The organism is Brevundimonas sp. M1A4_2e (assembly GCF_053345555.1).
In genome coordinates this window covers 41,483-65,396 of sequence record NZ_JBKFAI010000005.1, presented here as the reverse complement: position 1 = coordinate 65,396, position 23,914 = coordinate 41,483, and the positions used below count along the sequence as shown (strand labels likewise).

At 68.6% G+C, this 23,914-nt stretch carries 24 protein-coding genes; 12 read left to right on the top strand and 12 right to left on the bottom strand.

The features are described from left to right. Positions 1 to 1,302: a 3-deoxy-D-manno-octulosonic acid transferase gene (locus ACLBV5_RS11815; RefSeq protein WP_447605799.1), complete on the top strand. Its 1,302-nt coding sequence runs from the start codon at positions 1 to 3 to the stop codon at positions 1,300 to 1,302. Further along, the gene (lpxK, locus tag ACLBV5_RS11810) at positions 1,299 to 2,339 is read left to right on the top strand and encodes a tetraacyldisaccharide 4'-kinase (protein WP_447605798.1); all 1,041 of its coding nucleotides are present in this window, start codon (positions 1,299 to 1,301) and stop codon (positions 2,337 to 2,339) included. Before ACLBV5_RS11815 ends, lpxK begins: the two co-directional genes overlap by 4 nt. Here the strand turns inward: lpxK and ACLBV5_RS11805 are convergent. Beyond that, complete coding sequence (locus tag ACLBV5_RS11805; protein ID WP_025978351.1) at positions 2,305 to 3,621, bottom strand: metal-dependent hydrolase family protein; 1,317 nt, start codon at positions 3,619 to 3,621, stop codon at positions 2,305 to 2,307. The two genes, lpxK and ACLBV5_RS11805, sit on opposite strands and share 35 nt — an antisense overlap. A 127-nt stretch (positions 3,622 to 3,748) precedes the next feature. Here ACLBV5_RS11805 and ACLBV5_RS11800 point away from each other — a divergent pair, with 127 nt between their 5' ends. Beyond that, the gene (locus ACLBV5_RS11800) at positions 3,749 to 4,447 is read left to right on the top strand and encodes a murein L,D-transpeptidase catalytic domain-containing protein (protein WP_303705871.1); all 699 of its coding nucleotides are present in this window, start codon (positions 3,749 to 3,751) and stop codon (positions 4,445 to 4,447) included. A 16-nt stretch (positions 4,448 to 4,463) separates the two neighbouring features. Here the strand turns inward: ACLBV5_RS11800 and purD are convergent, their stop codons facing one another. The 3 genes from purD to ACLBV5_RS11785 form a co-directional block, all read right to left on the bottom strand. After that, positions 4,464 to 5,741 (bottom strand): phosphoribosylamine--glycine ligase, encoded by a 1,278-nt coding sequence (gene purD, locus ACLBV5_RS11795; RefSeq protein ID WP_447605797.1) that lies wholly within the window; start codon positions 5,739 to 5,741, stop codon positions 4,464 to 4,466. Positions 5,742 to 5,813: 72 nt separating this feature from the next. After that, positions 5,814 to 6,233 (bottom strand): hypothetical protein, encoded by a 420-nt coding sequence (locus tag ACLBV5_RS11790; protein WP_447605796.1) that lies wholly within the window; start codon positions 6,231 to 6,233, stop codon positions 5,814 to 5,816. A 14-nt stretch (positions 6,234 to 6,247) separates the two neighbouring features. Next, positions 6,248 to 6,466: a hypothetical protein gene (locus ACLBV5_RS11785; protein ID WP_278070599.1), complete on the bottom strand. Its 219-nt coding sequence runs from the start codon at positions 6,464 to 6,466 to the stop codon at positions 6,248 to 6,250. 51 nt (positions 6,467 to 6,517) lie between these two features. Here ACLBV5_RS11785 and xseA point away from each other — a divergent pair, with 51 nt between their 5' ends. From xseA to ACLBV5_RS11770, 3 genes are all read left to right on the top strand, one after another. Then, positions 6,518 to 8,122 (top strand): exodeoxyribonuclease VII large subunit, encoded by a 1,605-nt coding sequence (gene xseA, locus ACLBV5_RS11780; protein ID WP_447605795.1) that lies wholly within the window; start codon positions 6,518 to 6,520, stop codon positions 8,120 to 8,122. Between the two features lie 130 nt (positions 8,123 to 8,252). Beyond that, positions 8,253 to 8,465, top strand: coding sequence for a DUF2093 domain-containing protein (locus ACLBV5_RS11775; protein ID WP_025978357.1), 213 nt, complete (start codon positions 8,253 to 8,255; stop codon positions 8,463 to 8,465). Positions 8,466 to 8,530: 65 nt separating this feature from the next. Beyond that, positions 8,531 to 9,025: a response regulator gene (locus tag ACLBV5_RS11770; protein WP_253119558.1), complete on the top strand. Its 495-nt coding sequence runs from the start codon at positions 8,531 to 8,533 to the stop codon at positions 9,023 to 9,025. On the opposite strand, the gene ACLBV5_RS11765 is transcribed toward ACLBV5_RS11770, so the two are convergent. Continuing rightward, a complete protein-coding gene (locus ACLBV5_RS11765; RefSeq protein WP_447605794.1) occupies positions 9,022 to 9,954 on the bottom strand; it encodes a lysophospholipid acyltransferase family protein in 933 nt (310 codons plus the stop codon). The two genes, ACLBV5_RS11770 and ACLBV5_RS11765, sit on opposite strands and share 4 nt — an antisense overlap. Continuing rightward, complete coding sequence (locus ACLBV5_RS11760) at positions 9,944 to 10,714, bottom strand: SDR family NAD(P)-dependent oxidoreductase (RefSeq protein ID WP_447605793.1); 771 nt, start codon at positions 10,712 to 10,714, stop codon at positions 9,944 to 9,946. Before ACLBV5_RS11760 ends, ACLBV5_RS11765 begins: the two co-directional genes overlap by 11 nt. Before the next feature lie 109 nt (positions 10,715 to 10,823). Between ACLBV5_RS11760 and tipF the strand changes: the two genes are divergently transcribed. After that, on the top strand, positions 10,824 to 12,092 hold the full coding sequence (gene tipF, locus ACLBV5_RS11755) for a flagella assembly cyclic-di-GMP phosphodiesterase TipF (RefSeq protein WP_253119580.1): 1,269 nt from the start codon (positions 10,824 to 10,826) through the stop codon (positions 12,090 to 12,092). Between the two features lie 216 nt (positions 12,093 to 12,308). On the opposite strand, the gene ileS is transcribed toward tipF, so the two are convergent. After that, complete coding sequence (gene ileS, locus ACLBV5_RS11750) at positions 12,309 to 15,230, bottom strand: isoleucine--tRNA ligase (RefSeq protein WP_447605792.1); 2,922 nt, start codon at positions 15,228 to 15,230, stop codon at positions 12,309 to 12,311. Between the two features lie 287 nt (positions 15,231 to 15,517). On the opposite strand from ileS, the gene ACLBV5_RS11745 reads away from it, so the two are divergent. Beyond that, positions 15,518 to 16,084: a DUF3828 domain-containing protein gene (locus tag ACLBV5_RS11745; RefSeq protein ID WP_303705863.1), complete on the top strand. Its 567-nt coding sequence runs from the start codon at positions 15,518 to 15,520 to the stop codon at positions 16,082 to 16,084. Between the two features lie 4 nt (positions 16,085 to 16,088). Here the strand turns inward: ACLBV5_RS11745 and ACLBV5_RS11740 are convergent, their stop codons facing one another. From ACLBV5_RS11740 to ACLBV5_RS11725, 4 genes are all read right to left on the bottom strand, one after another. After that, complete coding sequence (locus tag ACLBV5_RS11740; protein WP_447605791.1) at positions 16,089 to 16,583, bottom strand: hypothetical protein; 495 nt, start codon at positions 16,581 to 16,583, stop codon at positions 16,089 to 16,091. 74 nt (positions 16,584 to 16,657) lie between these two features. Continuing rightward, a complete protein-coding gene (locus ACLBV5_RS11735) occupies positions 16,658 to 17,587 on the bottom strand; it encodes a bifunctional riboflavin kinase/FAD synthetase (RefSeq protein ID WP_303682764.1) in 930 nt (309 codons plus the stop codon). Positions 17,588 to 17,599: 12 nt separating this feature from the next. After that, on the bottom strand, positions 17,600 to 18,061 hold the full coding sequence (locus ACLBV5_RS11730; protein WP_447605790.1) for a MaoC family dehydratase: 462 nt from the start codon (positions 18,059 to 18,061) through the stop codon (positions 17,600 to 17,602). Positions 18,062 to 18,099: 38 nt separating this feature from the next. Then, a complete protein-coding gene (locus ACLBV5_RS11725; RefSeq protein ID WP_303682763.1) occupies positions 18,100 to 18,969 on the bottom strand; it encodes a TIGR01459 family HAD-type hydrolase in 870 nt (289 codons plus the stop codon). Between the two features lie 108 nt (positions 18,970 to 19,077). Here ACLBV5_RS11725 and lspA point away from each other — a divergent pair, with 108 nt between their 5' ends. Both lspA and ACLBV5_RS11715 read left to right on the top strand, forming a co-directional pair. Then, complete coding sequence (lspA, locus tag ACLBV5_RS11720) at positions 19,078 to 19,620, top strand: signal peptidase II (RefSeq protein WP_447605789.1); 543 nt, start codon at positions 19,078 to 19,080, stop codon at positions 19,618 to 19,620. Positions 19,621 to 19,689: 69 nt separating this feature from the next. Then, positions 19,690 to 20,256: a DUF3035 domain-containing protein gene (locus ACLBV5_RS11715; protein ID WP_025978369.1), complete on the top strand. Its 567-nt coding sequence runs from the start codon at positions 19,690 to 19,692 to the stop codon at positions 20,254 to 20,256. A gap of 68 nt (positions 20,257 to 20,324) precedes the next feature. Here ACLBV5_RS11715 and ispH read toward each other — a convergent pair whose 3' ends face one another. Continuing rightward, positions 20,325 to 21,296, bottom strand: a complete 972-nt coding sequence (gene ispH / locus ACLBV5_RS11710; RefSeq protein ID WP_447605788.1) for a 4-hydroxy-3-methylbut-2-enyl diphosphate reductase — start codon at positions 21,294 to 21,296, stop codon at positions 20,325 to 20,327. A 149-nt stretch (positions 21,297 to 21,445) separates the two neighbouring features. On the opposite strand from ispH, the gene ACLBV5_RS11705 reads away from it, so the two are divergent. After that, complete coding sequence (locus ACLBV5_RS11705; RefSeq protein WP_025978371.1) at positions 21,446 to 22,093, top strand: hypothetical protein; 648 nt, start codon at positions 21,446 to 21,448, stop codon at positions 22,091 to 22,093. 3 nt (positions 22,094 to 22,096) lie between these two features. Continuing rightward, entirely contained in the window at positions 22,097 to 23,896 is a 1,800-nt protein-coding gene (argS, locus tag ACLBV5_RS11700; RefSeq protein WP_447605787.1) for an arginine--tRNA ligase, read from the top strand. The last annotated feature ends 18 nt before the right edge of the window (positions 23,897 to 23,914 follow it).

Below are 23,914 nucleotides of genomic sequence, written 5' to 3'. Positions count from 1 at the left end.
GTGGCCTTCAGCCCTGCCCTGATCGTCTATCAACTGCTGACCCGCCTGCTGGAGCCGCTGGCCCCGCGCCTGCTGGACGCCCGGGTCCGCAAGGGCAAGGAAGACCCCGCCCGCGTCGATGAACGGCTGGGCCTGCCGGGCATGGCGCGGCCCGACGGCCCTTTGATCTGGATCCACGGCGTTAGCGTCGGCGAGGCCCTGTCCATCCTTCCGCTGGCCGAGCGCATCCGCAAGGACCGGCCCGACGTGACCGTGCTGGTCACCACCGGCACCCTGACCTCGGCCCAGGTGCTGGCCAGCCGCCTGCCGCGCGGCGTCATCCATCAGTTCGCCCCGGTGGACGCCCCCTCGGCGGTCGCCGCCTTCCTCGACCACTGGCGGCCCAATGTCGGCGTCTTCGTCGAGAGCGAGCTGTGGCCCAATCTGCTGACCACAGCGCAAAAACGCGGCGTGCCGCTGGCCCTCGTCAGCGCCCGCATCACCGACAAGACGGCGCAAGGGTGGAAGAAGGCGCCCGGCATGGCCCGCGCCCTGATGAACGGCTTTTCCCATGTCTGGCCCCAGGATCAGGACAGCGCCGACCGGCTGACGGCCCTGGGCGCCCGCGTCGACGGCCAGGTGAACCTGAAGCTGTCCGGCGAGCCTCTGCCTTATGACAAGGGCGAGTTCGCCCGCCTGTCAGCCCTGATCGACGACCGCCCCGTCGTCGTCGCCGCCAGCACCCATGAGCATGAGGAAATGGCCATCGTCGGCGCGCTGGATCATCTGGCCGACCGGCTGTTCCTGATCGTTGTGCCGCGCCACCCCGAACGCGCCGACGCCATCGCCGAGGCTCTGAGCCACGAAGGCTACGGCTTTGCGCGGCGCAGTCACGGTCAGCCGATCTGCGACCAGACCGACATCTATCTGGCCGACACCCTGGGCGAACTGGGCCTGTTCCTGCGGCTGGCCGATGTGGTGGTCATGGGCGGCTCCTTCGCCCCAGCGCTGGGCGGCGGCGCGGTCGGCGGCCACAACCCGCTGGAGCCTGCGCGCCTGGCAAAGCCCATCGTCACCGGGCCGGACGCCAGCAACTGGCAGGCCGTGACCCGGATGCTGAAGCAGGCGGGCGGTCTCGTCTCTGTCCTGTCACCCGCCGAACTGCCCTCGGTCGTCGGCCCCATGCTGGCCGACCCGGACGCCGCCCGCGACATGGGCGAGCGCGCCCGCCGCTCCGCAGAGGCCGCCGCCGCCGGGCTGGACCGCCTGTGGCTGGCGCTTCAGACCCACCTGCCCGCCGCCCCCTCGCGGAGGCGCCCGTGAAACTGAACACCCCCCGCTGGTGGTACAGCCGCGAGCGTCGCCACGCCCCGGTGACGCGAATGCTGCTGAAGCCCGCGTCATGGCTGTGGGCGGGCGTGACCGCGCGCAAGATCGCCTGCGCCACGCCGGTCGATCCGGGCGCAGCGGTCGTCTCCATCGGCAATCTGACCGTCGGCGGCTCGGGCAAGACGCCGATCGCGCGTGAGACGCTACGCCTGCTGCGCGCTCAGGGGATCGAGGCCGCCGCCCTATCGCGCGGCTATGGCGGCAAGCTCGAAGGCCCGGTCCGCGTCGATCCGGCCGTCCACACCGCCGCCGACGTCGGCGACGAGCCGCTGATGCTGGCGCAGGGCTCGCCCGCCTGGATCGCGCGCGACCGCGTCGAAGGCGCCCGCGCCGCTGCAGCCGACGGCGCCGCCGTCCTGGTGCTGGACGACGCCCATCAGAATCCCGCTCTGAAAAAGGCGATCAGCCTGATCGTGGTCGACGGCGAGACGCGCGGCGACGAATGGCCGTTCGGCGACGGTTCGGTCTTTCCGTCCGGCCCGATGCGCGAGCCCCTGAAGGCGGGTCTGGCGCGCGCTGACGCCGTGGTGGTGCTGCTGCCCACCGACCTGGCCGAGGTCGATCCGGAACTGATCGACGTGTTCGGCGGCCTGCCCGTCTTCATCGCCCGACTGGCGCCCCAAGGCCCGCCGCCGCCGGGGCCGCAGGTCGGCTTCGCGGGCATCGCCAAGCCGTGGAAGGTGGAGCGGTCGCTGATCGCCGCCGGGTGCGATCTGAAGGACTTTGTCCCCTTCCCCGACCACGCCGAACTGTCGGATCGCGACTTCGCCTTCCTGAATGATCGCGCGTCGGTCTACGGCGCCGGTCTGGTGACGACGGAAAAGGACTGGGTCCGGCTCAGCCCAGAAAGAAGGGCCAGGGTTTCACCCTGGCCCGTCGTCGCTCGTTTCGAGGATGAGGCGGCTTTCGCCGCCTTCCTGCTGGATCGGCTGAACCTCAGTCCTGACGGAAGACCTGGCCGCCCTTCATGACGAAGCGGACCCGCTCGAGCTCGGTCACGTCGGTCAGCGGGTCGCCGGCGACGGCGATCAGATCGGCCGGCATGCCCGGCGCGATACGGCCCGCTTCGGCCGAGATCTTCAGGTGTTCGGCGGCGCCGATCGTGGCCGACTGGATGGCCTGAAGCGGCGTCAGACCGGCGCGGACCAGCAGGGCGAACTCCTGGGCGTTGTCGCCGTGGGCCGAGACGCCCGAATCGGTGCCGAAGGCGATCTTGACCCCGCCGCGATGGGCGCGGGCTGCCATGTCCAGCATCTTGGGCCCGGCTTCCAGGGCCTTGGCGCTCTGCGCCGGGGTGAAGAAGTTATCGGGCCCGGAGGCCACGCGCGCGACGAAGTCGCCCGCCAGCAGGGTCGGCACCAGCCAGGCGCCGTTGGCCTTGAACAGGCGCATGGATTCGTCGTCCAGATAGGTGCCGTGCTCGATGGAATCGCCGCCGGCCTTCAGGAAGGCGTTGATGCCGTCGGCGCCGTGGGCGTGGGCGGTCACCTGACGACCCATCCGGTGCGCGACCTCGACGATGGAGGCCAGCTCGTCCTGGGTGAACTGCTGGTTCAGACCAGCGGCGGTGTTCGACAGCACCCCGCCCGTGGCCGTGATCTTGATGATGTCGGCGCCCGCGCGCACCTGGGTCCGCACGGCGCGGCGGCAGTCTTCGGCCCCCGAGCAGACGCTCTCGTTCGACAGGACGTGCAGGATGTCTTCGCGATAGCCGTTGGCGTCGCCATGGCCGCCGTGCACCGAGACGGACGAACCCGCGGCGATGATGCGCGGTCCGACCACGTCGCCGCGCCGCACCGCGTCACGCAGGGCGAAGATCGACTCATTGGCTCCGCCCAGGTCCGCCACCGTGGTGAAGCCCGCATTCAGCGTGCGACGGGCGTGGCGCGCGCCGACCATGGCCTGATCGGCGTTCGACATGGTCAGGCGGTCCAGCCGGCTGGTCGGGCTCTGCTCGCTGCCCAGGTGGACGTGGCTGTCGATCAGGCCGGGCAGCACGAAGGCCGAGCGCAGATCGACGACGTTCCCCTCGCCGACGAAGCCGTCGCGGATTTCGACGACCTGGTTCCCTCTGATCACGAGAGTTTTATCGCGCAGCACGCGGCCGCTGGCCGGGTCGGCCAAAAGCCGCCCCACTTGGACGAACTTCGTCGCCTGTTCAGCCGAAACCGGCGCTGCCGCCGGGGCTTGGCGCGCCTCGGCGCCGGTGGCAGCCAAAACAGCTGCGGTCACAATCAGGGCAAGCTTTTTCATGTATCCCTCCCGTTACTGAAGCGTGCAACATAACCATTCCAATCTTCACGCCAAGGCCAAGGTTGCGTTCCAACGACGCTTCATGAAACAAGCCGATACAGTTGTTTAACCGTGCGGGGGGCGTCGCATGCGGCTTTCCAGACGTGGCTTGATTTTGGGCGGCTCGGCCCTGTTGGCGGGGTGCTCCTCCGCCGCCTCCACCTCTCAACTTCACCTCGCCGGAGCCGTCGCTCCAGCCCTGCCGATCGTGCCTGAGCGCGCGCGCTCGGCTCACGTGCAGATGGCCAACGCCGGGACGACGATCGACCCCCATGGCATCGTGCGCCCCGACCTGATCGAGCGCGCCCGCGCCGCGATGGACGTGCATGGTCATAAGATCTCGAAGCGCGACCGGATGTATCTGGTCGATTTCCAGAAATTCTCGGGCGAGGACCGCCTGTATGAAGTCGATCTGGAAGGCGGCTGGGTCACGGCCTATCGCACCAGCCACGGGCGCGGCTCGGACCCGGCGCATTCAGGCTTCGCGCAGCAGTTCTCGAACCGTCCCGACAGCCATATGTCCTCGATCGGCGCCTACGCCACGGCGGGCGCCAGCTGGGGCAGCCAGCAGGGGCCGAACGTCCTGCTGGACGGGCTGGAGTATTCCAACAATCTGGCGCGCGAACGGGCCATCATCATCCACGGCGCCGATTACGCCGACCCGGCCTTCCTGGCGCGCCAGGGCAAGCTGGGCCGTTCCTACGGCTGCTTCTCGGTGTCCCACGCCGACCTGGTTCCCTTGCGCGAACGCATGGGCGAGGGTCGGCTGCTGTTCGCGATGACCTAAAGCATGGGGGAGCCGCTTAGCGCGGCTCCAGCGCCCGCCAGCCGATGTCGGTGCGGTGGAAACCGCCCGGCCAGTCGATCTTCGCAATCGCTTCATAGGCGCGCTCGCGCGCCTGGGCCACGTCGTCGCCATAGGCGCAGACGTTCAGCACACGGCCGCCCGCCGCCGCCAAGGCGCCGTCGTCGCGCAGCTTGGTCCCGGCGTGGAAGACCTGGACGTGCGGCCCGAAGTCCTGATCCGCGCCCCGGATGACCGAGCCTTCCAGCGGGCTGTCGGGATAGCCCTTGGCCGCCAGGACGACGCAGATCACTACGCCCGGCTTGAAGGCCGGCGCCGGCGCCTGGGTCAGGTCGCCGCGCGCGCAGGCCAGCAGCAGCGGCACGACATCGCCGTCCAGCCGCATCATCAGCACCTGACATTCGGGGTCGCCGAAGCGGGCGTTGAACTCGACCACCTTGGGGCCTTCAGCCGTCGCCATCAGGCCGACATAGAGAACGCCGCGATAGGGAACGCCTTCCTCGGCCATCTTCTGGATGGTCGGAACGACCACGCGTTCGTTCGCCGCCTCGGTGAAGGCCGCCGTGAAAACGGGCGCGGGCGAATAGGCGCCCATGCCGCCGGTGTTCGGCCCCAGGTCGCCGTCGAAGGCGCGCTTGTGGTCTTGCGCCCCGCCGAACAACACCGACCGCGTCCCGTCCGACAGGACGAACAGGGAGCCCTCCTCCCCGTCCATGAATTCCTCGATCACCACGCGCGACCCGGCCGCGCCGAACCGGCCGCCCAACATCCGCTCGATCTCGGCCTCGGCGTCGGCGCGATCGGGGCTGATGGCCACGCCCTTGCCCGCCGCCAGACCGTCGGCCTTGATGACATAGGGGGCCGAGTACCGATCCAGCGCCGCCTTGGCCGAGGCGACGTCCTCATAGACGCCATAGCCTGCCGTCGGGATGCCGTGGCGTTGCAGAAAGGCCTTGGAGAAGGCCTTGGAGGTCTCCAGTTGCGCCGCCGCCCGGGTCGGGCCGAAGCAGGGGACGCCCGCCGCCTGCAGCCGGTCGGCCAAGCCTTCGGCCAGCGCCGATTCGGGGCCGACGACGACCAGGTCCGCCTTCATCTCGCGCGCCAGGGCCGCCAGGCCTTCAGCGTCCGTCGCCTTCAGGTCGGGGCGCATCTCGCCGAGCGAGGCCATGCCGGGATTGCCGGGCGCGACGACAAGCCGCGTGACCAGCGGCGACTGGGCGATCTTCCAGGCCAGGGCGTGTTCGCGCCCTCCCGATCCGACGAGCAGAATGTTCATCCGGGCGGAATGGCCGCGCGCGCCGTCCCGGTCAAGCGCCGGAAAGGGTTAGCGGACGCACGATCAGGCCAATCAGGGCGTCCAGGCGGGCATGGCCTTCAGCTGCTCAAGCGTCATATCGGCCACCAGATCATAGTCGTCGCCTTCCTTTCGGGGCGTCAGACCATCCAGCGAAATGCGCACCCAGCGCGGTCCGCCCTGCCCGGCCGGCTCGATGATCAAGCCCGTAACCGCGCCCGAGGCGTCCACATCGACCCGCTGGACGTCGCCCAGATCAACGCCCGCCGGGGTGATCAGATCGGCGTCCTCCAGTTGCTTGACGGTCAGGCCCAGCGCTGTGGCGCTTGCCGCCGGAGCAGGCGTATGCGTCATCGTCGGCGCCGAGGCCGCATCGGGCGAAGCTTCCGGCGTCTTTGTCGGCTTGGAGGGCGCCTCTGAGCAGGCCGCCATCAGGGCCAAGGCCGAGGCCGCGGCGAGCCATATCCTCGTCATCACATCCTCCTGTCCTAGATCAGGGCCGAGACCACATAGACGACGGCGCCGGCCAAAAGAATCACGCCCAGTATCAGCCAGGGACTGAGCGCCGGGTTATGACTGCGGCGGGCCAGATCGCGCTCGCGCGCCTGATCAGCCGGCAGGTCATTGTCCGTTGCGTCGTCCGGAGTCGGGTCTGGGGACTGCACCATGATGCGCGAACGCGCGCGGAGAGGCGCCCGTTCCGCCACGCTTGTCGCCCATGTCTTTGCGACGGCGACCGCGCCGGTTAGGGTGGCGTCATGACCTCCGACGACGACTACGCCTTCGAGGGCGCGGCCCCGCAGGCCGCCCGCGACAACAATCCGCCGCTGTCGATCTCGGAGCTGAGCTTCGCCCTGAAACGCACGCTGGAGGAACGCTTCGGCCATGTGCGGCTGCGCGGCGAGATCTCCAAGGTGAACCGCCACGCCTCAGGCCACGTCTATCTGACGCTGAAGGACGACAAGTCGGCCATCGACGGCGTGATCTGGAAGGGCGTGGTGCGCGGCTTAAGCGTCCAGCCCGAGACGGGGCTGGAGGTCATCGTCACCGGCAAGATCACCTCCTATCCGGCGCGCTCTTCCTATCAGATCGTGATCGAGAGCATGGAGGCGGCGGGCGCGGGCGCCCTGCTGGCCCAGTTGGAGCGGTTGAAGGTCCGCTTGCGCGACGAAGGCCTGTTCGATCCGACGAAGAAGAAGCCGCTGCCGACCTTCCCCGCGACCATCGGCGTCATCACCAGCCCGACCGGCGCCGTCATCCGCGACATCCTGCACCGCATCGCCGAGCGCTGGCCCTGCCGCGTCATCGTCTGGCCCGTGGTGGTTCAGGGCGACGCCGCCTGCGGCCAGGTGTCCAACGCCATCCGCGGCTTCGACCAGATGACGCCGGACGGGCCGATTCCGCGCCCCGACCTGCTGATCGTCGCGCGCGGCGGCGGCTCGGTCGAGGACCTGTGGTGCTTCAACGACGAGGCTCTGGCGCGCACGGTCTCAGCCGCCCGCATCCCCATCATCTCGGCTGTGGGGCACGAGACGGACACCACCCTGATCGACTTCGTCTCCGACCGCCGGGCGCCGACCCCGACCGGGGCGGCCGAGATCGCCACCCCGGTGCTGGCCGACCTGCGCTGGGCGCTTAGCGATCTGGAGGGCCGTCTGTCGCGCGCCGGGGCGCGGATGTTGGAGGACCGCCGCACCCGCCTGCGCGCCGCCGCGCGCGGCCTGCCCGCCCGGCCCGAAGACCTGCTGGCCCTGCCGCAGCAACGGCTGGACCACGCCGCCAGCCGCCTCGGCTCGGGCCTGCATCGCAACGTCGCCGTACATGAGCGACAGCTGGCGGTCGCCGCCGGTCGTCTGACGCCCGGCCTGCTGCGCGCCCGCGTCGAGCGCGGTCAGGACCGCCTGCGCGGCGCCGCCGACCGTCTGACTTCCGCGCTTCAGGCCGGCGTCGCCCGCAACGAGCGCCGCCTGCTGCAGACGGCGGGCCGCCTGAGCCCGGTGCCCCTGCATCGCCGCCTCGACCAGAGGCAGGCGCGGCTGGAGGCGCTCAGCCTGCGTCTGGACGGCGTCATGCCGCGTCGGCTGGAGCGGGCCGAGGACCGCCTCGCCGCCCTGTCCCGCGCCCTGACGACGCTGAACCCCAAGACGCCCAAGCCCGGCTTCGCCCGCATCGAGGACGCCGACGGCGCCATGATCGCCTCGGCCGCCGCCCTGTCGCCGGGTCAGACGGTGCAAATCGTCTTCGGCGACGGCGCCAGGGGCGCCATCATCGACGGCGAGGGCGCGGTGCCGCGTCCGAGGCCTGCGCCCAAGCCCGCCCCGCGCCCGAAGGCGCCGCCTGCAGGCCAAGGCGACCTGTTCTGACCTTTCCTCCCCATCGCTGCGCGACAGGGAGGATAAATCAGCGCGTGCCCAGCGCCGACGACAGGGACACGCTTCCAGATGACCGCGATTCGGCTCTCGTCCCGGCCCCGGTCCGCGCTATGATGGCGTCATGAGCACGCAGATTTCTCAAGACTCGGGCCAGACGGCCAGCCTCCACTATGGCGACGGCGAGTTCGCTGTTCTGTCCGCCGGCGCCTTTGTGCGCTGCGCCGTCAGCGGCGTCGCCATTCCTCTGACGGCCCTGCGCTACTGGTCGGTAGAGCGCCAGGAGGCCTATGCCGGGCCGCGCGAATACCTGGCGGCCGCGTCCTCCCCCAACTGAGCCGCGTCCGTCTTCCGCCACTGTGTCCGCCGGATGCTCCGGCTTCTCCGTTCGCCGGTGTTCCGATGTCCGCCCTGAGTTCGATCCACGTCCTGCTGGTGGACGACAATCCCAATATGCGCGCCATCGTCGCCGCCATGCTGAAGTCGGTGGGGGTCGGTCGCCTGACCGAGGCGGAAGACGGGGCGGCGGCGCTTGAACTACTGGGCCAGAAAGCCATCGACATCGCCATCGTCGACTTCCGCATGAAGCCGATGGACGGGGTGGCCTTCACCCGCGCTGTCCGCAACGAGGGCGACAGCGCCAACCCCTATCTGCCGGTCATCATGATGACCGGCCATTCCGAGAAAAGCCGCGTGACCGAGGCGCGCGACGCGGGCGTCACCGAATTCGTGTCCAAGCCGGTCAAGGCGCAGACCCTGCTGACGCGGATCGAGGCGGTGATCCTGCGTCCGCGGCCCTTCGTGCGTTCGGCCGACTATTTCGGGCCGGACCGTCGCCGCACACGAACCGAGAGCTACGCCGGTCCCTTCCGTCGCGCCGACGACGCAGCGACCTAAGCCTCAGCCTCTCTCAGCGCCTCGTAGACCTGAGACGGCCAGCGCTTATGCACCCAGAACCAGTCGACCGGATGCTCGCGCACCCGGTCTTCGACGAACCGGTTGGCCGCCTGGACGCCCGCCAGGACATCAGCCGCCTTATCGCCCGTGTCGGGCACGGCGATCGGTTCATGCGCCGTGACGCGGAAGCGCACGCCGGGCAGGCGCACCACCGACAGGGGTTGCATCACCGTGCCGAACTTCAGCGCCATGCGCGCCGCCCCGGGCGAGGCGTTGACCGGCTGGCCGAAGAATTCGACCTCCGGCCCCTGATTGTATTTCTGATCGACCAGCAGGGCGATGGATTCGCCGCGCTTCATCCCCGCCATCAGTTCGCGCGTGCCGTCGCCCTTGGGCGCGAACAGCTTGATGCCGTAGCGCTCGCGGCTCTGGCGGATCAGGGCGTCGACATAGGGGTTGTTGGCCGCGCGATAGGTCACCTGGCACGGCACCCCCGCCGCCATGATGACCGCCGCCATGACTTCGAAATTGGCCAGGTGGCCCGAGATCAGCACGACCGGGCGGCCAGAGTCGCGCACCGCGTGCAGCCGCTCCAGCCCGACGATGTCGATGCGTCCGCTTTCCGGCGTCAGCCGGTCCATGACGGCCAGTTCTGCGAAGGTGCGACCCGTCTGCTCCCACTGATCCACGGCCAGGCGGTCGCGCTCGGCGGCGTCCATGTCGGGGAAGGCGATGCGCAGGTTGCGCGTCACCGTCTTGTGCGTGCCGGTCAGCGGCCCCAGCGTCCGCAGCAGCTTGCCGCCGAAGCCCGAGGCGCGCTCGACCCCCAGCATACGCAGGAAGGCGAACAGCCCCTTGAAAGCCGCCGCCTCCAGCCGCCAGTTCAGGTCCTGAAGGAACCCAGGCCTTTTCTCTTTCTCACCAGGCAATCGTCAGTCCGCCGTCCACCACCAGGGTCTGGCCGGTCACATAGGCCGACGCAGGGCTGCACAGATAGACCGCCGTGCCCGCGATTTCATCCGGCTGGCCGATCCTTTTCAGCGGCGCGGGGTCGGTGACGGTTTTCAGCAGCTCGGGGTTCTCCCACAGGTAGCGGGCGAAATCGGTCTGGACCAGGCCCGGCGCGATGCAGTTCACCCGCACGTTCGACGGCCCGTATTCCACCGCCAGGTTGCGCGCCAACTGCATGTCCGCGGCCTTGGAGATGTTGTAGGCGCCGATCAGGCCGTTGCCGCGCAGGCCGCCGATCGAGGAGATGATCAGGATCGCCCCGTCCTTCCGCTCCAGCATCTCCGGCGCGACCATCTGGAACAGCCAGTGGTTGGAGATGACGTTGTTCTGAAGGATCTTTTCGAACTGCTCGTCGGCGATGCCGGCCATCGGCCCGGCGTAGGGATTGGTCGCGGCGTTGCAGACCAGGATGTCGATCCGTCCGAAGGCGGCGCGCGTGTCATCCACCAGCCTTTGCAGATCTTCCTTGGAGGCGATGTTGGCGGGAATGGCGATGGCGCGGCCCTCGCCATGCTTCTCATTGATGGCGACGGCGACCTCTTCGCACGGCCCGGCCTTGCGCGAGGAGATGACGACGCGCGCGCCGTGTTCGGCCAGACGCTCGGCGATAGCCTTGCCGATGCCCTTGGAAGAGCCGGTGATGATGGCGACCTTGCCGCTCAGATCGAACAATTCCATGCGTTAACCTCCTTTTACCGCCCGTTTATCCGCGCGGACCCTAGCCGTTAGGCTTCGTTAACGTGATACTTGATCGATTCTATATGGAAAGGCGGTTCTGACCGGCCCCATGCGAAAGATCACCGGCGGCTTCCTGTTCTTCGGCTACCTGTTCCTCGCCCTGACCATCGGGGCGATGATCTGGCGCGCCGGTCTGGGAGCGGGCGCCGGCGCGGCCGGGGTGCTGGGCGCGCTGGGGATACTGGCCGGCGCCCACGCCATCGTCACCGGCATCGCCGACCGCCGCGCCCTGCGCCTGGAGATCGGCAAGGTGCGCGAGGCCCACCGCCTGCTGGCCGATGCGATGGAGTCGACCCAGGGTGCCCTGACCGAGCTGGCGCAGGCCATCGAGACCGGCGCCCTATCGCGCACCGACGCCCTGACCGGCGAGGTGCGGATGCTGGAAGGCCTGGTCCAGCAGATGAGCGCCTCGATCGAGGAGCGGCTGGCCGCCTCCTCCCTGACCGCCGACACCTTCGAGGGCCGTCGTCAGGTCCAGTCGAACACCCTGCTGAAGACCGTCCACGACGCCCTCAGCGAGAACCGCGTCGACCTGTACTTGCAGCCCGTCGTGACCCTGCCCCAGCGGCGGACGGTCTTCTACGAAAGCTTCACCCGCCTGCGCGACCCGTCGAACCGGGTGATGATGCCGGCCGAATACCTGTCGGTGGCCGAGGGCGAAGGCCTGCTGCCAGCCATCGACAACCTGCTGCTGTTCCGCTGCGCCCAGATCGTGCGCCGCCTGGCCGCCCAGGACCGCAAGGTCGGCGTCTTCTGCAACATCTCGCTCGCCTCCCTGGGCGACGAGACCTTCTTCCCGCAGTTCCTCGACTTCCTGAACCAGAACCGCGACCTGAAGGACGCCCTGATCTTCGAGCTGGGTCAGGCCACCTTCGACGCGCGCGGCGCCATCGAGGCCCGCAACATGGCCAAGCTGGCCGACCTGGGCTTCCGCTTCTCCATCGACAAGGTGCAGACGCTGGACCTGGACTTCGCCGACCTGCAACGCTCGGACGTGCGCTTCATCAAGGTGGCGGCCGACCTGTTGATCGAACAGCTGCTGGATCTAGACGGCGCCGCCCCCCTGCCCAGCCAGCCCGATATCCGCGCCGGGGACTTCGCCCCTTTGACGCGCCGCCATGGGCTCGAACTGATCGCCGAAAAGGTCGAGAGCGAGAAGCAGGTCGTCGATATCCTCGAACTGGACGTCGCCATGGGCCAGGGTCACCTGTTCGGCGAGCCGCGCGCCATCAAGGAAGCCGTCCTGGCTGAAACCGACCCGCCCGCCGACTTCGTCCTCTCGACGCTGAAATCGGCCGAGCAGAGGGTGCGATTGTAAGCTGCTCCCTTCTCCCCCTGTGGGAGAAGGTGGGCGCCGGAGGCGCTCGGATGAGGGGTGTCGGCGGGCCTCCTGACTTTTTGAAATCCAACGCCGCAACAGCCCGTCAGACCGAACCGCTCACACCCCTCATCCGTCAGGCTCCGCCTGCCACCTTCTCCCACAAGGGGAGAAGGAAGAAAAAGGCCCCTCCGTCGAAACGAAGGGGCCTGTCCTTTAAGCCTTCTGCGCGTCCAGCCAGCGCACCGCGTCGGCGTCGCGGGCCGACAGGTCGGGGTAGTCCGGGTCCGAGCCGACGTCCGGCGCCCGGCGCCAGGAGCGAGCGCACTTGGGATAGTCCGCCGTCTTAACCTCGACGGTGACGGCGTCGCCGCCGACCACCAGTTCGGCGCCCGAGGTGCGGAACACCTCGGCGGGGTCCAGCCCTTCGAACGGGGCCAGCAGTTCGGCCGGAGCCGTGACCACCGGCCAAGCGTCCAGCGCCCCGCCGATGACCTTGTCGCGGCGCGCGGCTTCCAGGGCTTCGTTGACGACCTCCAGCACCGTCTCGACCTTGGTCCAGCGTTCGGCCTCGGCCGCGTTGCGCCACTGGCCTGGCGTCTCGGGGATCACCCGCGCGCAGTTGGTGCCCGCCTCGGGGAAGCGCGTGGTCCACGCCTCGTCCATCGTGAAGGGCGTCAGCGGGGCCAGCCAGGCGGTCAGGCGGCTAAACACCTCGTCCATCACCGTGCGGACCGCACGACGCTTGATGCTGTCGGGACGGTCGCAATAGAGGCTATCCTTGCGCACGTCGAAATACAGCGCCGACAGGTCGCCCGAACAGAACTCCAGCACCGGCCGCACCACGTCCTGGAAGCGATATTCCTCGTAGGCCTGGCGGACCTGGCCATCCAGTTCCCACAGGCGGTGCAGAATGAACTTCTCCAGCGGCGGGAACTGGTCGTAGTCGCTCAGGCGCTCGGCCTCGTCGAAGCCGTTCAGCGCGCCCAGCAGATAGCGGACGGTGTTGCGCAGCTTGCGATAGGCGTCGACCGTGGTCTGCAGGATCTGCTTGCCGATGCGCTGGTCGTCCGAATAGTCGACCAGGGCCACCCACAGGCGCAGGATGTCGGCGCCCGACTCCTTGATGATGGTCAGGGGGTCGGTGGTGTTGCCCCGCGACTTCGACATCTTCTCCCCGTTCTCGTCCAGGGTGAAGCCGTGGGTCAGGACGGCGTTGAACGGCGCCCGGCCGCGCGTGCCGCAGCCTTCCAGCAGCGACGACTGGAACCAGCCGCGGTGCTGGTCCGAGCCTTCCAGATAGAGGTCGGCGGGCCAGTGCGACGGGCGGTCGCCCGTGTAGCCGCTGTCGGCCGTGCGCGGGTCCAGGGTGAAGGCGTGGGTCGAGCCGCTGTCGAACCAGACGTCGAGGATGTCGGTGACCTTCTCGAAGCGCTCAGGATCATGCGCGCCCAGGAAGTCGGCGTCGGGCGCCGAGAACCAGACGTCAGCGCCGCCCTCGGCCACGGCCTTGACGATGCGGGCGTCGACCTCGGGGTCGTGCAGGGGCTGGCCGGTCTGCTTGTCGACGAACATGGCCAGCGGCGTGCCCCAGGCGCGCTGACGGCTGATCAGCCAGTCGGGGCGGCCCTCGACCATGGAGCGGATGCGGTTCTTGCCCGCCGCCGGGTGGAAGGCGGTGGCGTCGATGGCGTTCAGGGCGCGGTCGCGCAGGGTCGCGCCGTCCTCCAGCTCTTCATCCATGCGGATGAACCACTGCGGCGTGTTGCGGAAGATGATCGGCGCCTTGGAGCGCCAGCTGTGCGGATAGGAGTGCTCCATCCGGCCGCGCGCCAGCAGGTTGCCGGCCTCGATCAGCTTCTCCATCACCGCGCCGTTCGCGGGGCCGAACTTGCCGGTCTTCTTGCCCTCGGTCTCCAGCACCTTCAGGCCTGCGAACAGCGGCACGTGCTCATAATAGGCGCCGTCGGGATCGACCGTGTCCGGCACCTCGCGATGGCCGTGGGCCAGCCAGACGGCGAAGTCGTCCGCGCCGTGGCCCGGCGCCGTGTGGACGAAGCCGGTTCCTGCGTCGTCGGTGACGTGGTCGCCCGCCAGCAGCGGCACGGAGAAGCCGTAGCCGCTGTCCAGCGCGGCCAGCGGGTGGGCGCATTCCAGACCCGACGGGTCGATGTCGTAGACGCGCGTCCAGGCGGCGATCTTGGCGGCCTTGAACACCTCTTCGGCCAGTTTGTCGGCGAGGATGAAGCGGTCGCCCGGCTTGGCCCAGGGCTCATAGTCCAGCCCTTCCTCAAGGGCCGTGACCTCATACAGGCCGTAGTTGATGTCCGGTCCGTAAGAGATCGCCCGGTTGGCGGGGATGGTCCACGGCGTGGTGGTCCAGATCACCACGGACGGAGTCTGGTTGCGGAAGGCCAGCAGGTCGTCCGGGTGGCTGTCGGTCGCGCCGACCACAGGGAACTTGACCCAGATCGTGGGCGAGACGTGGTCGTGGTACTCGACCTCGGCGTCCGCCAGGGCCGTGCGCTCGACCGGCGACCACATCACCGGCTTGGAGCCGCGATACAGCTGGCCCGAGTTCTTGAACTTGTGGAACTCGGCGACGATGGCCGCCTCGGACGTGAAGTCCATGGTGGCGTAGCGGTTGGCGAAATCGCCGGTGATGCCCAGACGCAGGAACTGGTCGCGCTGAAGGTCGATGTATTTGCCGGCGTATTCGCGGCAGGCGGTGCGGAACTCTTCCTTGGACACCTCATCCTTGCGGCGGCCCTTGGCGCGGAACTGCTCCTCGATCTTCCACTCGATCGGCAGGCCGTGGCAGTCCCAGCCGGGGACGTAGTCGACATCATAGCCCAGCAGGAAGCGCGAGCGGACCACGAAGTCCTTCAGCGTCTTGTTCAGGGCGTGGCCGATGTGGATGTCGCCGTTGGCGTAAGGCGGGCCGTCGTGCAGCACATAAAGCGGCGCCTTCTGCGACTGACGCAGGGCGCGCAAGGTTCCGTACAGGTCGCCCCACTGGGCCAGGATTTCCGGCTCCTTCTTGGGCAGGCCGCCGCGCATCGGGAAGGGCGTCTCGGGCAGGAAGACGGTGTCGCGATAGTCGCGGCCGGAAGGGGTCTGGGTGTCGGCGTCGGCCATGAGATGTCTTTTCGTCTTTGCGCGCGCGGCCGCTCGAAAAGCGGCGTCAGGCGTCAGTCTAGCGTGAAGGCGCCGGACGGCCCATGCCCTGATGCTTCAAGGCGGCGTCGTCTCGGCGAAATGTTTCGAGAAAATCCCGACGTGCGCGGGGCTGTCAGCCCTGCAGCGCTACGCCGGGCGGCTAATCGAAATCGGACGGATCACGCGAACGGTCATGATGGGAAAGCTCTAGCAGACCCCGCGCCCCCTGCGCCATAGTCCAGAAGAACAGACGGGAGAGGGATCGGATGCGTATTCAAGCCTTGGCGACGGCGGCGGTGCTGGCCCTGACGGCGGCCGCCTGTTCGGAACAGAAGAGCGCCCCTGCGGCTGCGGAGACGCCCGCGCCCGTCCTGACCGGCCGCGCCGCCGTCTATGCGGCGGGCGAAAAGGACGCCGAGGCTTTCGTGCGCGCCCTCTACGCCCGCGTCAGCGAGCCGAAGGACACGCCCGACCCGGCCGAGGCGACCATCACCCCCGGGCGCGATCCGCTCTATTCTCGCACCATGAACGCCCTGATCGGCGTCGACGACCGCGAAGCCAAACGCAAGAAGACCGCGCCTCGCCTCGACTACGACCCCATCTGCGCCTGCCAGGATGCCGACGCCTTCGCCCTGAAGTCCGTGACGATGACGCCCGAAAGCCCTCAGGCCGCGACCGCCGAAGTCGTCTTCGCCAACGCCGGTCAGGACCACCGCCAGACGCTCAAACTGCTGAAGGAAGGCCCGATGTGGCGCATCGCCGACGTCATCGACGACAAGGGCAAGTCGCTGCACGACGACCTGATGGCCATCGCCGAAAAAGCGCCCGGTTAAGGCGTCAGGCGAAGGCCCAGACGCCCGCCGGTCCGTCGGCGTCGTTGGAGGGAGGCGGCGTACTCGGTCGGATGCGGCGCATCCGGATTCTGGGTTTCAATCGGCGCAGGGGCTGAAGGACCGCCGCAAGACGCCGCGCCATCACCGCCTTGATCGGCGCCAGTCGCGTCTGGGCGCCCATCAGACTGACGGCCGTCAGGACTTCAAGATAGGCCAGCACATCACCGGCGGCGAAAAGGGCCAATTCCAGGCCGACCGTCTGCCACAGCATCATCACGCCGATCATCACCAGAACCAATCGCAGCGAGGAGCCCGAAAAAGCCCACGACAGCTTGTCCCTCACCCAGCGTCGAACGCCTTGGCTCATGTTGCAGAGCAAGGCTCCGGCTCCGATCAAGGCGGGCATGGCGACGCCGGCGCCGCTGAAGACGGCCCAGATCGTCCAAATCACGCAAAAACAGGCGACAGCCAGCCAAGCCTGCGAGTTATCGTCCTTCATCCACCCCTCCCGCTCACATCATTCCATTAGCTGGGAACCGGGGGATGCGCGCGCAACCCGCGCAGACGGTGCGCTCAGCCCAGTACGGCCCTCGCGGCGGCGGCGTCGGCGTCGATCTGGACCTTGAGGGCTTCGAGGCCCTCGAACTTCATCTCGCCGCGCAGGAAGGCGACCAGCTCGGTCTCCAGCACCTGGCCGTAGAGGCTCTCATTGAAGTCCAACAGCCAGACTTCCAGCAGAGGCTGTTCGATTTCGAACATCGGACGGACGCCCAGATTGGCGACGCCGTTGATGATCCTGCCGTCCGGCAGGCGGGTGCGGGTCGCATAGACCCCATAGGCCGGACGCATATAGTCGCCCATGGCCATGTTGGCGGTTGGCACGCCGATGGTGCGCCCGCGCTTGTCGCCGTGGATCACCTCGCCCTGAATGGCGAAGGGGCGGCCCAGAATGGCGGCGGCGCGGTCCATGTCGCCGGCCTTCAGCGCCTCGCGCACGGCGCTGGACGACAGCTTGAGCCCGGAGGCGTCGTCGATGCGGTCGGTGACGGAGACGGTGAAGCCCAGCGTCTCGCCATAGGTTCGCAGCAAGGCGGGCGAGCCGGAGCGGCCCTTGCCGAAGGTGAAGTCGAAGCCGATGGCGGCGTGGACGATCCCGAGGCCTTCGGACAGGACGCGGCGGGCGAATTCCTCGTCCGACATGCCCGCCATTTCAGCATCGAACGGCAGCAGATACAGGCGGTCGACGCCCAGCGGCGCCAGGGCGCGCGCCATCTGGTCCGGCGTCATCAGGCGAAAGGGCGCGGCCTCGGGTTGGAACAGGCGGCGCGGATGGGGATCGAAGCTGACCACGGCCAGGGGAACGCCCAGCCGGTCCGCCGCCTCGCGCGCTGAGGCGATGACCGCCTGATGGCCGCGATGCACGCCGTCGAAGGCGCCGACAGCGACGGCCGCCCCCTTCTGCGCTGCGGTCAGACCGCGCCAGTCGCGAATGACTTCGACCACGTCAGGCGGCCTTCAGCGCGCCGAAGGCTTGCGGCGACGCGGCACGCGCACGACGGCCACGCCGTCCATGATCAGCTTGTCCTCGACAAAGCCCTCGCACTTCAGCTGGGCGCGGGCGCCTTCATGGTCCAGTTCGATGACGGTGATCTGAATGCGCACATCGTCGCCGATCCGCACCGGAAAATGGAACGACAGCGTCTGGGAGATGTAGATCGAGCCCGCGCCCGGCAGGATGGTGCCCACCACCGCAGAGCCGAAGGCCGCCGACAGCAGGCCGTGGGCGATACGGCCGCGATAGGCCGTCTTGGCGGCGAAGGCCTCATCCAGATGCACCGGATTGAAGTCGTCGGACGCCTCGGCGAACAGACGGATCCGCTCTTCAGTGACGTGAACCGTCTTCTCGGCGGCCATGCCGACATGAAGTTCGTCGAGGATGTAGCCGCCCGACGGGTGCGCTTGGACCAGATCAACCATATGCGGCCTTTAAGGCAGGTGCGACGAAATGGCGAGACTTACCAGGTCAGTTCCAGCGCGGCGTAGCGGGCGAAGGTCGTCTCGGCCCGGAGCAATTCCGCCGCGCGGGCCGGATCCAGGGTCCCGTCGGCCGCCTTGGCCGCGTCGCCGTGGATGCCCTGGGCGATGAACAGGCAGTCCAGCGCCTGCTCGGCGGCGCCGAGCACATCGGTCACCACCCCGTCGCCGATGCACAGCACCCGCGAGCGATCGACGGCGCGGCCCAGCAGGCCTTCCGCCTCTTTCAGCGCCAGGGCGTAGATCGGGGCAAACGGCTTGCCCGCCATGATCACCCGCCCGCCCATCGACTCGTACAGATCAGCAATGGCGCCGCCGCAATAGATGATCGCATCGCCGCGCTGGACCACGCGGTCGGGGTTGGCGCAGATCAGCTCCAGTCCGCGCTCAGCCGCCGGCGCCAGACGTTCGCGATAGTCCTCGGGCGTCTCGGTGGTGTCGTCATAAGGCCCGGTGACCGAGATGAAGGCGGCGTCTTCGGCGCCGTGGGCGCTGGTCAGGTCCAGGCCTTCATACAGGGCGAAGTCCCGTTCCGGGCCGATGATCCAGGCCGGGCCGGGCGCGCGGCGCGCCAGCTCCATCCGGGTGGCGTCGCCCGAGGTGACAAAGGCTTTCCAGGCGCTGCGCGGCACGCCCAGGCCGTCCAGCTGCGCCACCACGTCTGAAGACGGGCGCGGCGAGTTGGAGATCAGGACGACATGGCCGCCCTTCTCGTTGAACTTGGTCAGGGCGTCGCAGGCTGCGGCCCAGCTCTCGCGCCCGTTGTGGATCACGCCCCAGACGTCGCAGAGCAGGATATCGTAGTCATCGGCGACGGCGGACAGGCGGGGCAACGGATGAGGCTGGGTCATGCCCCGCTTATAGCGAGTGAAAGCGGGGGGGAAAGGCCAGGGCTGACGATCGATCCGTCTGCGCTTTCCCTCTTCGCCGCCGCACGTCTTCCTGCTAACCGGCTGGACATGAAGATTTCCCGTCTCGCGATTTCCCGTCTCGCGCTCGGCGCCTACGGCATCGCCCTGGCCGTCATCATTCTGGACCAGTTGACCAAGGCCTGGGTGCTGGGGGCCATCGACGCCGCCCATATCTCCCACATTCCCGACGGCTACCGGATCGCCGAGGTCGCGCCTCCGGTCTTCAACCTGACCTATGTGCTGAACACCGGCGTCAGCTTCGGCCTGTTCGGCGGCGGCGCCGGGCGCTGGATCCTGAGCGTCTTCTCGGTCGTGGTGGCGGGCCTGCTGGCCTGGTGGGCGACGCGGGCGAATCGCCGCCTGCTGGTCGCGGCCATCGGCCTGGTCATGGGCGGCGCCGTCGGCAACGTGATCGACCGCATCCGCTTCGGCGGCGTGGTGGATTTCCTCGATTTTTCGGGCACCGGCCTGTTCCCGTGGATCTTCAACGTGGCCGACAGCGGCATCACCGTCGGGGTCGTGCTGCTGATCCTGGACAGCTTCCTGTCCGAGCGTCGCACGACTGTTGGCGCGGCCCACGAAAAGTCGTAATCACACCCTCTTAACTTATCGACCCGAGCCAGCGCCCCGACGGGCGCGCCTCCCGGAGCCGAACGACCCATGCGTATCCGTCCCGTCCTGATCGCGACCCTGGCCGCCGGCGCGGCCCTCAGCCTGAGCGCCTGCGGATCGATGAAGCAGAGCATCGGCCTGTCCAAGGTCGTGCCGGACGAATTCGTCACCGTGGCCAGCGCCCCCCTGGTGGTGCCGCCCGAGTACGGCCTGACCCCGCCGACGCCGGGCGCCCCGCGTCCGCAGGAACTGGCCCCTGAAAGCGCCGCGCGTCAGATCCTTCTGGGCCAGCGTCAGGCCGTGACCCGCACCCCGGGCGAACAGGTCCTGGCCGCCGAGGCGGGCGCCGACCGCGCCGACCCGTTGGCCCGCTATGTCGTCGATGACGAGTTCGGCAACCTGGCGCACAAGGAAGAAAGCTGGGCCAATCGCCTGATGTTCTGGCGCAAGAACGATCCCGCCAGCCAGGCGGCGACCGTGACCCAGACGCCGGAGGGCGCCAAGACCATCGACGCCTCCAGCGAACACGCCCGTCTGGAAGCCCTGACCGGCGGCCGCGAGGGCATCACCATCGCCCCGCGTCGCGACACCCGTTTCAAGCTGCCGGGCCTGTAATCGGCCCCAGCCGTGCGAAAGTTTAGAGGCGCGTTCGTTTCGACGGACGCGCCTTTTTGCTGTTCCGATCAGGCCGTCAGGGCGCGCGGCAGTTTAAAGGTCACGGTCTCGCGGGCGCCGTCGTCCTCGGTCACGGTCACGTCGAAGCGGGTCCGCAGGGCGTCGATCACCCCCTGCACCAGCGGCTCGGGCGCCGAGGCCCCGGCGGTCAGGCCCACCGTCTCGACCCCGTCGAACCAGCTCCAGTCCAGATCGCCCGCATCATCGACCAGGCGCGCGTCCCCGGCCCCGGCCTTCAGCGCCACATCCACCAGTCGCGCCGAGTTGGAGGAGTTCTTGGAGCCCACCACCAGCACCAGGCCGCAGCCGTCGCCCAGACGTTTGACCGCCTCCTGACGGTTGGTGGTGGCGTAGCAGATGTCTTCCTTGTGCGGGTCGGGCAGTTCGGGGAAGCGACGCTTCAGCGCCGCCAGAATTTCGGCCGTATCGTCCACCGACAGCGTCGTCTGGGTGGCGTAGGCCAGCGGCTGTTCGCCGGGCCGCTGAAAGCCCTCCGCATCCTCAACCGTCTCGACCAGGCTGATGGCCCCGGCGGGCAGTTGGCCCATGGTGCCGACCACCTCGGGGTGGCCCGCGTGGCCGATCAGGATGACGTGGCGGCCCGCCGCAAAATTGCGCTCGGCCTCGACGTGGACCTTGGACACCAGCGGGCAGGTGGCGTCCAGAAACAGCATCTCGCGCGAACGGGCGGTGGCCGGCACCGACTTGGGCACGCCATGAGCCGAGAAGACCACCGGCCGGTCGTCCGGACACTCGTCCAGTTCCTTGACGAAGACGGCGCCCAGCCCTTTCAGCCGGTCGACGACGTGACGGTTGTGGACGATCTCGTGGCGCACATAGACAGGCGCGCCGTATTTCTCGATGGCGCGCTCGACGATCTGGATGGCCCGGTCCACCCCGGCGCAGAAGCCGCGCGGCGTCGCCATGCGGACGGACAGGGGGCGGCGTTGAAACTGCGAAGGGGGGACAGGCGCGTTCATGGGCGCGAACTTAGGACTTTGCGCGCCGGATCGCCACCGGAAGTCCGCGCGCCGTTTGCCGCGCCTCGCTTTAGCCGCTATCACCACCCAGCGTGGCCCGTTCGGGCGTCTGATCGGCCCGCCTTCATTCGACTGCCGGAAAGCTCCTGATGCGTCGCGTCCTGACCGCCCTCGCCGCCCTTTCTCTTACGGCCGCGCTGATCCCCCACGCCGCCGAGGCCCAGAGCGGGCGCCCACAAGGCGGCCAACAGGGCGGACAGAAGGCTGAAAAGGCGCCGTCGCGCCCGATGCGTTTCGCTCCGCTCAGCCGCCGCGCCAACGCCGGCCCCTGCCCCTATGTGAAGATTCTCTACGACGCGGCCCGCTACGTCGAGCTGGCGGACTATGAGCGCCCGTCGGCGAGCGGCGTCGGCTTCACCGGCGAGATCGAAGGCGTGACCTCGGACTGCGCCTATCGCGAAGACGATCCGATCCGCCTGGACATGAACCTGCTGTTCAGCCTGGGCAAGGGTCCGCAGGCGCAGGGCGACGCCCACACCTATCGCTACTGGATCGCCGTGACCGAGCGGAACTCCGCCGTCCTGGCCAAGGAATATTTCGACCTGCCCGTCACCTTCGGCGGCGCCGACCGCACCCAGGCCGAGGCCAGCCAGACCATCGTCATCCCGCGCGCCGAGGCCACCACCAGCGGCGGCCATTTCGAGGTCCTGATCGGCTTTGAGATCACGCCCGAAAACGCCGAGTTCAACCGATCCGGCAGCCGGTTCCGTCCGACTGCGGGCCAACAGAACGACTAAGACATGACCGACCTCAAGACCTCCCTCAGCGAAGCGGTCGGGGCCGCCTTCGCCGCCGAAGGCGTGGACAAGGCCCTGGCCCGCGTCACCGCCTCCGACCGTCCCGACCTGGCCGACTTCCAGTCGAACGGGGCCCTGGCCGCCGCCAAGGCGCTGAAGGCCAATCCGCGCGAACTGGCCGCCAAGGTGGCCGAACGCCTGAGCAACGATCCGCGCCTGTCGTCGGTCGAGGTGGCCGGTCCCGGCTTCATCAACATGAAGCTGTCGAACGCGGCCCTGGCCCAGCGCGCGGCCGAGGTCGCGGCGGACGTTGAACTGGCCGGCGCCTCGCGCGTCGAGCCGCGCAAGGTGGTCATCGACTACGGCGGCCCGAACGTGGCCAAGCCCATGCACGTCGGCCACCTGCGCAGCGCCATCATCGGCGAGAGCCTGAAGCGGCTGTTCCGCCTGCGCGGCGACGACGTGGTCGGCGACGCCCACTTCGGCGACTGGGGTTTCCAGATGGGCCTGCTGATCACCGCCTGCGGCGACGAGGGTCTGGCCGACGCCTTCATGGCCGAGGGCGACGGCCCCTTCCCGGCCGAAACCCCGGTCACCCTGGCCGACCTGGACCGCCTCTATCCGCTGGCGGCGGGCAAGGCCAAGGAAGACCCCGCCTTCCGCGACCGCGCCCGCAAGGCGACCGCCGAACTGCAGGGCGGCCGCCCCGGCTATCGCGCCCTGTGGCGCCACTTCGTCGCCGTCAGCCGCGAGGCGCTGAAGCGCGAGTATGACGACCTGTCGGTCGACTTCGACCTGTGGAACGGCGAGAGCGACGCCGATCCCCTGATGGACGAGATGATCGCCGACCTGAAGACCAAGGGTCTGTTGGTCGAGGACGACGGCGCCCAGGTGGTCCACGTCGCCCGCGATGGCGAGACGCGCAAGAAGAAGCTGGCCGACGGCTCGGTCATCGAGGCCCCGTCGCCCCCGCCCCTGCTGGTCATCAGTTCGGAAGGCTCGGCCATGTACGGCACGACCGACCTGGCCACCATTCTAGACCGCAAGAAGTCGATCGGCCCGGACCTGATCCTCTACGTCGTGGACGAGCGTCAGGCCGAGCATTTCGAACAGGTCTTCCGCGCCGCCTACCTGGCCGGATACGCGCCTGAGAAGTCGCTGGAACACCTCGGCTTCGGCACCATGAACGGCGCCGACGGCAAGCCGTTCAAGACCCGCGCCGGCGGCGTGCTGAAGCTGCGCGACCTGATCGATCAGGCGACGGAAAAGGCGCGCGAGCGTCTGCACGAGGCCAAGCTGGGCGACGACCTGCCCGCCGAGGAGTTCGAGGACATCGCCCATAAGGTGGCGGTCGCCGCGCTGAAATTCTCGGACCTGTCGAACAACCGCACCACCAGCTACGTCTTCGACCTCGATCGCTTCATGAGCTTCGAGGGCAAGACCGGCCCCTATCTGCTGTATCAGGCCGTGCGGGTGAAATCCCTGCTGCGCAAGGCGGCGGAACAGGGCGTGGCCCTGGCCCCCATCGTCATCGAGGAAGCCGCCGAGCGCGACCTGGCCCTGACGCTGGACGCTTTCGACGCGGCCACGGCGGACGCCTATGACAAGCGTTCGCCCAACCTGATCGCCGAACACGCCTATCGGCTGGCCCAGAGCTTCTCGAAATTCTACGCCGCCTGCCCGATCCTGGTGGCGCCGGACGCCACGACCAAGGGCTCGCGCCTGGCCCTGGCCGCCGCGACCCTGCACCAGTTGGAGACGGCGCTGCGCCTGCTGGGCATCGAGACGCCCGAGCGGATGTAGCATCGACTTTCTCCTCCC